The following is a 12,877-nucleotide window of genomic DNA, read 5'->3' on the forward strand; positions in this document are numbered from 1 at the left end:
CGGCAGAGGAGGAGACGGTCATGTCCGGAGTTCATCAGAGGCGGCTGGCAGCATATCTTGCGCACATCAAACGGGGCGAGGGCGGCATAGAGGCGGTCGCTCCTGCCGAACCGGCGGCCGCGCGCACGCCCCAGACCGAGAGCATGATCGAGGCCGCACCGGAATTGTCCGGTCCCGATGAAGCACTTGAACTGGCCAATGAGGGCCTGCGCAAGCTCAAGGAAACGCCCGACGTCCAGCTGTCCCGGCCGGAACTTGCTGCCATCGAGGCGATCATCATCCCCAAGGAACGTCCGGCCTTTGACGTGCAGGATGGCGATTTCACCGCCAACCATCCGCTATGGCTCAAGCTCGACAGCGACACGGCGCTTCACGCCCGGCTGGTGGAGAAGATCCCGGCGGTCGGGCGCATCGATCTGCCCGGGCAAACGCGCCTGCCTTATGGTGGAACCGGGTTTCTGGTCGGCCCTGGCCTGCTGATGACCAATCGCCATGTCGCCGAGATATTCGCGGCCGGGCTGGGCAACCGGACGCTGCGTTTCCAGACCGGCTGGCAGGCGGCGATCGACTTCCGCCACGAGCGCGATCGCGCGGCGGCAGAGATGCTAACGGTGCGCGGCATCAGAATGATCCATCCCTATTGGGACATGGCTCTGCTGTCGGTCGAGGGCGTCGGCGCCCAGCGCTCCGCCTTGCAGCTGTCGCTGATGGACATCGGCGATCTCGACAAGCGCGAAGTCGCGGTCATCGGCTATCCCGCCTATGATCCGCTGCGCAACGATGTCGCGACCCAGAATGAGCTGTTCGACGGCGTCTATGGCGTGAAGCGGCTGCAGCCAGGCAAGCTCGGCGCGCGGCGGGACACGGAGAGTTTCCGCAAGCTGGTGTCGGCAAGCACGCATGATGCTTCGACGCTCGGTGGCAATTCGGGATCGGCGATCATCGATCTTGAGACCGGCGAAGTGCTGGGCCTGCATTTCGGCGGTCGCTTTCTCGACACCAATTATGCCGTGCCCGCGTTCGAACTGGCGCGTGACGGCCGGGTCGTCGATGCCGGCGTGGGTTTTGCGGGCGTGCCGACCGGCGGGACGCCGCCATGGGAGCGTTTCTGGCAGGCGACCGAGAGCATCGGAGGCAGCGACGGCGGAAGCGTCAGCGCCGCAGCCGCTGCCCCGGCGGCACCGCCACCGCCGCCGCCGCCTCCCCCCCCGCCAGCGCAAACCACGCATGGCGATGGCTCGATCTCGATCACCGTGCCGCTGCACATCACCGTGAGCCTCGGGGCGCCGGTTCCGGCCGGCGCTGCCGTCGCCCAGGAATCCGTCGCCGCTGCGGATCTGACCGAGAAGATGGTGCAGCCTGTCCATGACCCGGACTATTCGGCGCGTGGCGGCTATGATTCCGGATTTCTCGGCGGCGGCCTGACCGTCCCGATGCCGGAAGCGGCCGATCCCGGCGTGGTCGCGCCGCTCAAGGACGGCAGCAAGACGCTCAAATATGAGAATTTCTCTCTTCAGATCCACGCCCAGCGGCGCATTGCCCTGTTCACGGCGAGCAATGTCACCGACGAGCATGCCTTGAAGGAGCCTGAGGCGGGCAAGAATTATACCCGCAAGGGCCTCTCCGGTCTGGGGCCGAACGATATCGAGAAGTGGCTGCCCGAGCCGCGCATCGCCGATCATTATCAATTGCCCGACGCCTTCTTCACCAAGGATCAGGGCGCGTTCGACAAGGGGCATATCGTGCGCCGCGAGGATGTCGCCTGGGGCAGGAGCTATGCGGTGCTGCGCCGCGCCAATGGCGATACCTATCATGTCACCAATTGCTCGCCGCAGGTCGCACAGTTCAACCAGTCGGCCAAGGGCAAGGATAATTGGGGCGACCTGGAGAATCTCGTGTACGGCAATGCCGCGAGCGAACGGCTGTGCGTCTTCGCCGGGCCGATCCTGGCCGGCGATGACGAGACATTCGTGGGCACGGCCGGCTATGGCGTTCCGCTGCGCGCCAAGATCCCGCAAGCCTTCTGGAAAGTCGTCGTCGCGCGGGTGAGCGACGGTATCGCGGCCTATGGCTTCATCCTGGAGCAGGATCTGAGCAATGTGCCGCTGGAGATGACCGTCACCGAGAATTTCCGGCGGCTGATGGTGCCGATCGCGGAGATCGAGGCGCGGACCGGGGTCTTGTTCGGCAAGGAGGTGCGCGACGCCGACCAGTTCATCGACGATCGCGGCCGCGAAGTCGCCTTCCGCGCCGGGATCGAACGCGTCGCCGAAGCGGACGACGCCATGTCGGGCGACACGGCGACGCCCAATAGCGGCGACGATGAGGACGCCGATTTCGACACGAACCGCATCGCGGCGGCGGTCTCCGACTTCACGGAAGGGCCGATCGACTGGCGCGTCGCCAAGGCGTTGCTCACGCTTAAGGATCAGGTCAATGCCAGGGCGCCCCGTCGCAGCAAGGCGTCCGACGGCACGATCGGCGACGCCGCCCATGCCAGCCGCAGCTCGGACCATAATCCCTGGATTTCCGATGGGCGACAGGGCGTGGTGACGGCGATGGACATCACCCATGATCCCAACGGCGGTTGTGACGCCAATGCGCTGGCCGAGGCGATCCGCGCGAGCAAGGACAAGCGGGTCAAATATATCATCTGGAACCGCCGCATCGCCAGTTCCGCTCCGAAGGACGGCCAGCCGGCCTGGGCATGGCGGCCCTATTCCGGGCGCAATCCGCACAACCACCATGTCCATATCTCGGTCGGGACCGAGAAGGCGGATTATGATTCGACCGCGCCATGGGCGATCTAGGAGAAGGGAGCCTGTCATGACCGATTGGGATGCGCCGGTTCCGGCCAGCGAGGTGAAGGCCGCCATCCGCGTCGCCAATGGTGCGGCCGGGGCCGGGGGTAGCGGCGAGGTGGCTGAGAGCAGCGGCTTCACCATGTCCAGCCTCGAAGCCGGCGCCATGCCCTCGCTCGAATCCGCCGATGGCAAGTCTGCCGCCGAACGGCTCGACCTGCTGGATGCCGCGCTGGCGGACGTGGAGGACAAGGATTCCGCGGCGCAGGTCGTGCGCGGCGCGCGCGAAATATTGGAGCGGGATGGCGAGCCGCAGGACGGCTATACGATGCGCCAGTTGGTCGCGCTGGAAGCCGTCATCCAGACCGATGGTTCGGCACCAAGCCTGACGGTCAAGAACGGCTTTGTCGACGCGAAGGCGCCGGCGGTCGGCGACTGGAAGTTCGCGCTTATCAAGTTCGAAAGCCTCATCCAGCAGGTTATCTCCTGCGTCGGGCGATTGAATGTGCCGATCAATCCGGGCTTTGCCGGCACGGTGTTCGCGATCACGCCCGAACTGGTCGTGACCAACCGCCATGTGCTCGAAGCGATTGCCCGGCCCGATGATAAGGGGGGGTGGAAGCTCGAATGGCCCGACGACACAGTGATCGATTTCACCGCCGAATTCGGCGTGCCGACGCATGCAGATTATCGGGTGACCGGCGTAGAATATTTCGGGGCGGATCCGATCAATGGCACGGTCAATTTCGCGCATCTCGACATGGCGATCCTGCGTATGGTGCCGGTCGGCGACCCGAAGCCCATCGGTACCGTCACGCTCGAACAGAATCCGGGCGCGCTCTATCAGGGGCAGGGCATCTATGCGGTGGGCTTTCCCGCGCCGCCGATGAAATGGTTTGGCCCGGGCAAGCCGCCGCCGCGCTTCGAGACGGCGGATGTCGTCAACAGCGTGTTCGATCGCAAGCTCGGGGTGAAGAAGCTGGCGCCCGGCCGCGTAATGCAACTGCCTGGCCAGATGCCCGGCGACGAAGGCAAAAAATGGGCAATCGCGCATGGCTGCTCGACGCTCGCGGGAAATTCCGGATCGGCGCTGGTCGATCTGGACGATAATGGCGGGCGGGTGATCGGCCTCCATTTCGCCGGCATCTCGCGCGAGCAAAATTACGGCCATCATTTCGCCGCGTTGCACAAGATCGTGGCAAAATATGGCGCCAGCTACGCGCAGGACCAGTGAGGCGGACGGGCATTCGCTATCGCGGACGCCCGGCCGGTCTCATTTGTCGAGGAAACGGTCCGGGATGCCCGGCACGTCGAGCAGATCCAGTTCGAGCTGGGTCCAGGCGCCGTTCGCCCGCTTCACCTGCGCGCCGATGGTGAACATGCCGTAGGACACGACCTGGAAGAGCGTCGCGCGGCTGTTGCGCACGCGGTTGATGCGGATGACGCTGCGCGGATAGGTCGAGTGGAGATGGAAGATCACCGGGCCGACAAGCTCGGTACCGTCGGTGGACTCGACGAAAATATCAATGTTGAAGAGGGACTTGCTCTCGCCGGTCAGGGTGACGCCGAGGCGGCGGCCGTCGCGCTCGGGCTTACCGCCCCAGCGGTTCTTTTGCGGATCATCTTCCACCGTGATCGCCGCCGGCGAAGGCGCCCAATCCTCGCGCGAGCGGTCCTGCGGCATGTCCGCCGCGACCACCGTGCTGATGGCGGCGCGCCAGTCGTCGAAATCCTTGATCAGGGTGTGGAGGCGATCTGCGGCGGGCGAAGGCGGGGCAAGATCGAGAATTTCCGCCGCCATGCCGCGCAGATCCGAGGCTTCGTCGGCGAGCCGCATGACTTCCACCATGTCGAGCGGATTGCTCGCGTGGATCAGGTGGGCGGAACTGAACAGTTTCTTGGGCTGATAGGCGTTGACATAAGTCGCCACGCGACGCGCGGCGGCGGGCTTGTCGTCGAGCGCGGCGGCGGCGGCATAGGCCAGCGGCACGATCCAGTCCGGCTGGCGCTGGGCGAAATAGCGCGTGACGAGAATGTCGATATTCGGCGCTACGCTGACCGCGAGATGTCCGAGCGTGCGCTGCAAGGCGCCGTCGAATTCCGCGTCGGCCAGGCGAATCTTGCTCGGGCGGGATTTCGTCAGGAGCTGCAGCCGCTCGACGATCAGGTCGCGATCCTGCGGTTCGGCGAATTCGGCGATATCGAAGTCGCCCGAGGTGAGTATCTCTGCTTCCGCTCCCGACATGGTCAGCATCTGGTCGCGCGAGAGCGTCTGACGGCTCGCCGCCGACCAGAGCCGGGCGGCGGGCAGGCAGCTCTTCTCGCCGAAGATCGCCGCCACGCGCAGCGATGCCAGGTCGCAGCGTTGCGGGAGCGATCGGACATCGTCCAGATGGGCGGCAAGCTCGTCGTCCAGCGTTTCGAACAGGTGCGGGCGCAGCCGTCGCGCGGCGGCCAGATCCTGGGCGAGCCAGCTATACTGGTTCGGGCCGGCCATGTCCGGAAGCGCGGCGACCGTGCTGAGGTCCGGCGACGGCGGAGGCCGGCGCGCCTCGCGATAGCTGCGCGCGAACCGGGCGCGCTCCGCCCATGCGGGATTGGCGATGTCGGCGGGATCCGGCAGCGCGTCGTCCCAGATACCGGCCTTGATCAGGAGGGCGGCGCGCACGGCAGCTGCCTCTTTCGACAATGGTTTCGACGGCGGCTGGCGGGTGAGCGGCAGGATTTCCGGCAGGGTGCGCACATCGTCGAAGCCGCCATGATCGGCCGCGGTGCGCGCGAGATGCTCAAGCGCCTGCCAATCCGGCAGCTTCATGAGCGTGTCTGCCGGGAGGAGCGCCTGGGCGGTCTGTCCGAGCAGATAGAGGCGCTGCGGGCTGCTGCGGGGGAAGTCGTTCACCGCATCGGCCAGCCGTCGCGCGTCGTCCGGCGTCCAGTCGGCGTCGACGACGGCGGGCTCCTCATCGTCGAGCAATCGGTGATAGATCCATTCGGCGTGGCTGGCGGCGTCCCTGAACAGCCCGAAATAGCCGATCGCGGCGCGGTTCACTTCGTCGAACTTGTTGTCCTCCTGCAATCGCATCAGCGGCAATGTCTTGGCGCGCAGTTCGCGCTTGTGCCGCAGAACCTTGGTCCCGTCCTGTGACGCGCCTTCCACGATCCACACTTCGCGCGCCAGCGAGTCGAATGCGGCCTGCGCCTCCTCGGGCTTCATCCCGATCACGCCCGCCAGCAGGTCGCGGACGATCTCGACGGTGACGTTGCGCACGATGAGGCCCGGCCAGGCAAGCTTGACCGCGTCCTTGTTGACATGGGCCAGCACGCGCTGCTCGTATAGGCGGCCGACGAAGCTTGAATCCGCAGCAAAACCATGTTTGGCCATCTCTTCCGCAAGCTGCGCCCGCTTGGCCGGCTCGGTATGCGCCAGCGCATCGACGGCGACGCGAACCGAGAGCGGCTCGCGGCGTTCCGCTTCCTCCCGGACTTCCCGATCGAGGCCGACGATACAGGTGGCCCAGCGCTCGTCCCACGCATTGCCCAAGACCGCCGCGCCGCGCTTGTTGGCCATCTCGATCGCTTCGGTCACCGAGAGTGCATCGAGTACTATGGGGTGGGCCGGGCCCTTGATCGCGCTGAGGAAGCGCATGTTGCCGAGGCCAGCCCGGCCCGCCGCGACAACGCGCAATCCCGGCAATCCGGTCGGGCCGGCCAGCGCCTCGACGAAGCGATCGATCCCGTCGATCGCCACCGGCTCATATTGGGCGACTTCCAGCGTATCTAGGACGAGCAGGAAGGGGCGCCGGCCGACGCCCAGCAGATCGGTCAGCAAAGCGCGGCAGGCGGCGAAAGGCTCGCCGCGGGTGAGTGCGCCCTGCAATTCGCCCAGCAGCTGATCGCGCAGTGCGAGCAGCGGTTCGGCATGTTCGCCGAACTGGAGCGAGAGCTGGCGCAGCGTCTCGGCGAGGAGATGGCGCGGCTCGCGGGGCTGCAACGCGCTGCGATCGAAATCCAGATAGACGAAGGGGAATGGATTGACCTGATCCATGGCATGATCGAGCACGAACTTGGCCATCAGCGCCGACTTGCCGAGCCCGCCGCTCGCCTCGATCACGACGATCCCGGCATCCGACAGCCCCAAAGACTGGAGGGTCCGCTTGCCGTAGCGGCTGATCGCTTCCAGCGCCCCGTGCGATGCGATGGCATCGACATAGGCGCGCAGATTATGCTGCTGCTGGACCCGGCCGACGAACTGGTCGGTGACCGGGCTGCCGTCCCAGCCGCCCTCGGTGCCGACGAGTAGGCGCAGCGGTTCGAGCAGTTCTGCCCGCTCGAGCGCGCGGCGCGCTTCTGCGGCGGTGGGGCGCGGCAACAGATCGGGCGGCACTTCCCAGAGCCGTTCGAGCGCATCGACGGCGGCGCGCAATTCGTGCGGGGGCGCATTGGTGAGCTTGACGGGCTCGCCGGCCAGGAAGCGGCGAATCCATTTGCTGACGGGGGCGTCCGGCACATTGTCGGCCGTCAGCAGGGCGATATGCTTGTGGAGATAGGCCTTGGTCGCCGGATCGCGCAGCGCAGCGCAAAGCACATCCGCCCGCGCCTGATCGGTGAGCCGCAGACGGCTGACTCCGTCGACGAACACCGGCGCTGCGTGACGCAGCAACGCATCGGGCGCCTGCCCCGAGGGGTGGATGGCGCCGGGCATGAAATAATCGGAAATCGCCGCCTGGATCGAGGCCGCGCTGACCGGCAGTATCGGCTCAGGTTGTGGGCTTGCCTGCGGGAAATTCTTGGCGAGGTCCGATGCGGTCATCGTGTCGAATTGCGCCAGAAGCCGCTCCATAGGGGAGACGGACGGGGAATCCGCAGCTGTCATACACCCGCCGATCTGTTGGCGGACACCGTCGCGCGAAATGCGTTGGCGATCTCGAACATATATTGCTGGAATATGGGTAGGCGCTGTTCCGTCTGAACAAGCTTGTCCAGCCTTTTAAAGAAGTTCAGCGAGCCGACCACATTCGGATCATTCTCATCGAACGGATAGTTCGCCGCATTGGCAATGCCGCGCCAGCAATTGCGCAGCTCGGTCTCACCGATCTCGGCGGGGTTGAGCACTTCCTTCGAGCGCGGATCGAGGATGGCGATGAAATCGGGGATTGTCTCGATGAACAGCCAGCGGATGCGGCCGAGTTCGCTGGTGCCGCCTTCCACCGTCTGGGCGAGCCGGGCGAGCAGGTTGCTGAGCTCCTCGGTGAGCTTCTGCCCGGTGCGCAGGCGCAGGACGACCCAGATCAGTTGCCAGCGACTCCGGCTCTCGATCCCGCCATCTTCCGTCGCCAGTATCCGCTGCTGCTCCGGAGTCAGCTCGAACTTGCTGCCCTGCGCGCGCTCGACGTCGGTCGCGCTCGCGTCGAACGCGGCCTGCCCGTATTCCTGCAGCTGGCGGACATAATCGAGCAGGCTCACGCCGAACTGGCGATTGTCTGCCAGCACGCGCTCGAACCAGTCGGGGACCTCCTTCGAGGCCCAGGTCACGGTCTTCTTCGAGCCGTCGATCGCGTCCTTGTCGGGCCGCACCGGCATGTCGGCCAGCACCGAGGGGGGCAGCGCCAACTGGTCGACGATGGTCGCCATGATGTCCTCGACCTTCGTCGGGAGCGGAGCGAGGGCAGTGCCGAGTTCGACCACGGGATCGCCGCGCACGCTGAGCTTCTCGCGCAATATCTCGACCGAGAAGGCGCGCCCGGATTTGCCGATCTTGCCTTCGGCCGCGAAGATCTGGTCGACAACCGGCGCGGTGACGGACATGGCGCGGTCGATCCATTCGATCAGGAGTCGCCGGCCGAAGATGGGCTTGGAGCCGGTCTGGCTGGCGCTCCATATCTGCGCGGCAACGGGTTTCGGCGTGCTGTTGTCGATCGGCGGCAGCAGCGGCGCGATCCAGTCGAACCGGATGGCCTGGTTCCACTTGTCGAGCCCGTCCGGCCGGTAGGCGGCGTTATGCATGCCGACCAGCTCGAACTTCTCGTTGAAACAGGGCGCGCCGGACGTGCCCTTGGCCGTCTCCGTATCGTAGCGGATCCGCGTCTCCGACGGGCATTTTTCCTTGAAGCGGCCGAAGTCGATCTGCTGGCGGAACCCCATCGGATGCTGGGGGATGATGATGCGCTGATCGAGGTCCGGCCCCGTGAAGGCGCTCGCGCTGAACCAGCCGCGGCGGCTGCCGCCATTATTGTAGCGACTTTCCGAGCCGACCGGCTCGGCCAGCTTGATTACCGCGAAATCCAGTTTCTCCTTCAGTTGCTCGATTTGTTCCGCATTCGGATTGGCGATACAGCCGTCGTTCGGCATCACGTCCCGTGCCTGCAGCAACTCCTGCCAGTTGGGCGCGAACATCACCTTGCGGGCGGTCGCCGGGATATCCTTGATGTCGTTGAGCGCAGGCCCGGTGACATGATCGAACACGGCGCAATAACTCTCGTAGACGCCACCGCCGGCGCCTCTAAGGCCGAAGTCGACGACATGTCTGGCGGTCAATATGCTGTCGGGCCCGATCAGGAAACCGGTACCGAGCGAGGCGGTGCCCAGACGGCCTGGCGCGAAGACCATGCAGATGCGCGGCTCGCACTCGACGAGAAATTCGCGCAGCTTGGACTGCTGCAGCATAAGCGCGCGATAGGCCAAGGCCGCCTGCTGATTATCCTGGGTGCCGTCCTTGGCGAAGGGCACGAATTTGGCGGCGACCAGATCGTCGCTGCCCATCTTGCGATAGAGGGTATTGGCGAGCGACGAAATCACGCCGCGCGCCTCGAACGCATCGACGATCCGCTGCGCCAGTTCGAGTTTCTGCGCCTTGTGCCCGGTAAGTTCGTTGCGCCAGTTCTTGACGTCCAGCTTCACGTCCGGATCGTTCAGTTCGAACAGCACGAAGGGTGGGACATATTCCGCGATAAGCTTCGCGAGCGCATTTGCTTCTTTACTCATGGTCAGAAATCCCCGCTCACCGACCCGAGCGCAAATCTTATAGATTTATAAGTCGAGTAGAACGTAAAGCCTCGTCTCTGTCAAGTAATCGGCCTGCATGTCGACGATGCGGACCGACCACTGAGTTGTCGGGCTTGGCCTGGAACCTGCCGCTGTACTCGTCGCGCGGGAACGGCAGAATTGTCCCAACCCCGGTCATAGGCAGAAGGTCCGCTGACGGGCTCACTGATTTCCCAGTCGAACGGCGAGGTTGGGCGCGTAGCCGCTGGGCCGCTTACGCCAGCTCCGCCGCACAGCTCTGGCCGGCTACAGACCGGCCGCTTTCAGCAAACGATCCAATGAGCTGGACGTTCGGTGACGCTCGGTCGCACCGCGCTTCTACTGTCCTCGCTACTTTCATTTTTATGACCCTTTTCCGAGCTTGGTTTCGCCATTTTCCCCGACATCTTCGCCGCCTTCTTGGCGGCTTTCGCGGCTTTGGCCGCCCCGGTGTCGATACCGCGCTGGGTCAGATCTATCCCGATGACGCGTATGTCCTCAACGTCGGGGTAGTCGTTGAAGATGAGCGTCCAGTGTCGCTGGAGATCATCGGCCAGCATCTCGAACGTGTCGGCCCGTCAGTCCACCGAGTCATTGTCGATTTTGCCGCTGTTCATAGCGCACCGCTTCTCTGACTCCCCATTCATTCTGCCCGCCGGTAACTTCTGAAGCTCCTGGAAAACAGGGGAGTCTTCTCGCCGAAACTTTTCTAACCTCCCCTCAAGTCCCGCATTTGCGCGGCTGCTATCAGTGTCTCGTCACATCAAGACACGGAGGTAAACACAGGTGACCGCATAAATCCGAATTCTCCTGGCCTTGAAGAGGCAAAGCCTGGGACATTCGCGACTGTCGAGTTCGAAGCACTGTTTGAACAAACGCCGGCACTCGCATTACCGCCTGGGCTGAAGCCGGGTTCCGCCAAGGGCACCATGTTCATCACGCTCGAGGATGAGACCGATGTCGCCAATATCGTCGTCTGGCCCAATCTCTTCGAGAAGCATCGGCGCGTGGTGCTGGGCGCCTCAATGATGGGCGTGCGCGGTCAGGTCCAGAAGGAGGGCGAGGTCATCCATCTCATCGCCCAGCGGCTCGACGATCTCTCGCCTCTCCTCGCCAGCGTCGGCCAGCGAGCGGATGTCGCCAGCATCTATCAGGTCAGCCGCGCCGATATCGTCAAAAGCGCCATGGCGCCCGATCCGCGCGATGCGGCGAACAGGCCGCTCGGGCGCGGGGCCCGCGATCTTTACGATCCTGATCTGCGCCTGGGCTCGGGCATCATTCCGGGCCAGCCGACAGAGGGCATCAAGATCAAGACACGGGATTTTCGCTGAAAGGCGGCAAGCCGCCGATACGGCTCAGGCCGGCTCGATCTGCTCGACATCGAGCATGTCGAAATCGGATCTCGTTCCCACGACCCGGACCTTCTGGCCAAGAAGATGCCGGCAGGATCCGGGGCAATCGAGCCGCCATTCCCCGCCATCGGAGACACGCAGCACGGTATAGGGATCGCCGCCAAGCAGGATGCCGAACAGTTCGTGCCGCGTGCCGCGTGGCATGTCATTTGTGCCTTGGAGGCTTGCGGGGAGTTTGAGCCTGAGACGGGTTCTGGTCCTGCGGATTCTCGAACACCCAGTTGAGATAGGCGGCGATGCGGATACCACCGCGCTTGAGCCGATCATCAAGCTCGACCCGGTGCTGATAGGCATAGTCCCAGGACAGGCTGGTATCGGTGGGATAGATGGTCTTGCGCAGCGCGATGCTCTCGCGGATCCACGTACCGGGATCGCGATCATTCCAGGCAATGATCTGTTGCGGCGTGATCGCGCGCGACAGCCAGTCGGCGAGTTCCGAATAGGACAGCGACCGCTGCTCGATCATCGCGCTGTCCCAGACCGAATGGAGATTGGTCGAGCGAACGAACCAGCTCACCTTCATGTCATTGCCACCCCGGTCGTTGCCGCCGCCGGCATGAAGCGGCTGATGCAGGTCGCCGATGATATGGACGATAAAGCGCAGGGCCAGGCGCTTGTCGTCGATCGAGGCGGCGGGATTGCGCAGCGTCGCCGTGAAGCGGTCAAGCGCGCTCATCGCGTCGCCTTCGGGCGGCGCGTCTGCGCTCGTATAGGCGTCGCCCTCGCGCACGGTCACATAATGCCATGGGCTGGCCTGCTTTTGCCAGAAATCGGCAGGGTCGGATTTCATGTCGTCGGGCTAGGTCGCCGCCTCAGCGAGATCCTCCTCGCCCAGGAGAAGCTGGACGTTAGCACGGGCCAGGCCGCTCAGATTGCGGTCCGCGATGGCGCCGGTCACCCGGTGGCCGATGGGTCCCCAGGCAAAAGCAGGTGACGTCATCGAGAGGATAATGGCGGTTAGGATAAGTTTGCGCATGGAGGCACCATTAGCATCTGTCCGCACGCGATCCAGCGATTGCCTTAATCGTCGAACCTCTTCGCTGCTGCCAAGATGCGGTCGCGTTCCAACGCTGATCGACATTTTAATCGGCGGCTCGATGCAACCAGTCAGATAATCAGCATTCAATGTCCGCCTTCAGGGGCAGTATCAGATGCACGAATGGATGCGGAGAGCGCATTGCAGGCGAGCCGCTCCCTCCATCGCCCGAAATCAACTGGGGGCAAATGCTGACGCTGAGTATGATGTACCGGGAATGTCGGAAGATTGTGAGGTCAAGCTCCATAGGGGGCACTCCCGCATCTGGCCCATCCTGCTCTCAAAGAGTCATTTTCAAAAACCACTCAACCCATTGTTAATAAGGTTAATTTACCTCACCCACTCCTCCATGGGATCTGATAAATGCGAACACTTGATGACCTGACCGACGCAGCGAGAAGAATAGATCCGACCCGCTTTTCATTAGATGATATTCCAGCGCTGGAAAATTTTGTTGGTACACCCGTCAGCACGGAGGGCGCTGGCGATGTCAATCGGCGTGCAAACGGGACCCCCGATCGGCGCGCAAAAGGGACCCCTTTTCAAGGATGGCAGGAAGGTCGAGGAACGCGCCTTGCGCAGCGCGCGGCGTAGGGAGGGCGGAGCCC

The 12,877-nt window shown here is 64.1% G+C and carries 7 protein-coding genes and 2 pseudogenes; 4 read left to right on the forward strand and 5 right to left on the reverse strand.

Annotated features, from left to right (window positions below; all coding sequences use genetic code 11):
• Positions 1-20 precede the first annotated feature (20 nt).
• A complete protein-coding gene (locus A0U87_RS19885; RefSeq protein ID WP_137405913.1) occupies positions 21-2,810 on the forward strand; it encodes a DNA/RNA non-specific endonuclease in 2,790 nt (929 codons plus the stop codon).
• 16 nt (positions 2,811-2,826) lie between these two features.
• Complete coding sequence (locus A0U87_RS19890) at positions 2,827-4,035, forward strand: serine protease (RefSeq protein WP_170978434.1); 1,209 nt, start codon at positions 2,827-2,829, stop codon at positions 4,033-4,035.
• A gap of 39 nt (positions 4,036-4,074) precedes the next feature.
• On the opposite strand, the gene A0U87_RS19895 is transcribed toward A0U87_RS19890, so the two are convergent.
• The gene (locus A0U87_RS19895) at positions 4,075-7,611 is read right to left on the reverse strand and encodes a pYEATS domain-containing protein (RefSeq protein WP_170978435.1); all 3,537 of its coding nucleotides are present in this window, start codon (positions 7,609-7,611) and stop codon (positions 4,075-4,077) included.
• Positions 7,612-7,670: 59 nt separating this feature from the next.
• Positions 7,671-9,782: a serine protease gene (locus A0U87_RS19900; RefSeq protein ID WP_137405916.1), complete on the reverse strand. Its 2,112-nt coding sequence runs from the start codon at positions 9,780-9,782 to the stop codon at positions 7,671-7,673.
• A 338-nt stretch (positions 9,783-10,120) separates the two neighbouring features.
• Here A0U87_RS19900 and A0U87_RS19905 point away from each other — a divergent pair, with 338 nt between their 5' ends.
• Positions 10,121-10,456 carry a hypothetical protein gene (locus tag A0U87_RS19905; RefSeq protein WP_137405917.1) on the forward strand — a complete coding sequence of 112 codons (336 nt, stop codon included), beginning with the start codon at positions 10,121-10,123 and terminating at the stop codon, positions 10,454-10,456.
• Positions 10,457-10,726: 270 nt separating this feature from the next.
• Positions 10,727-11,152 (forward strand): annotated as a pseudogene (locus tag A0U87_RS19910) (OB-fold nucleic acid binding domain-containing protein); the annotation flags it as partial.
• Positions 11,153-11,176: 24 nt separating this feature from the next.
• Here the strand turns inward: A0U87_RS19910 and A0U87_RS19915 are convergent.
• From A0U87_RS19915 to A0U87_RS26485, 3 genes and pseudogenes are all read right to left on the reverse strand, one after another.
• Positions 11,177-11,377 (reverse strand): DUF5818 domain-containing protein, encoded by a 201-nt coding sequence (locus A0U87_RS19915; RefSeq protein WP_017183553.1) that lies wholly within the window; start codon positions 11,375-11,377, stop codon positions 11,177-11,179.
• A gap of 1 nt (position 11,378) precedes the next feature.
• Positions 11,379-12,209 (reverse strand): annotated as a pseudogene (locus A0U87_RS19920) (S1/P1 nuclease).
• Positions 12,210-12,692: 483 nt separating this feature from the next.
• A partial coding sequence (locus tag A0U87_RS26485; RefSeq protein ID WP_206366617.1) for a hypothetical protein occupies positions 12,693-12,877 on the reverse strand: 185 nt, incomplete at its 5' end.

Origin of the sequence: Sphingobium sp. MP9-4 (genome assembly GCF_005281675.1) — a bacterium.
GTDB classification, from domain to species: domain Bacteria; phylum Pseudomonadota; class Alphaproteobacteria; order Sphingomonadales; family Sphingomonadaceae; genus Sphingobium; species Sphingobium yanoikuyae.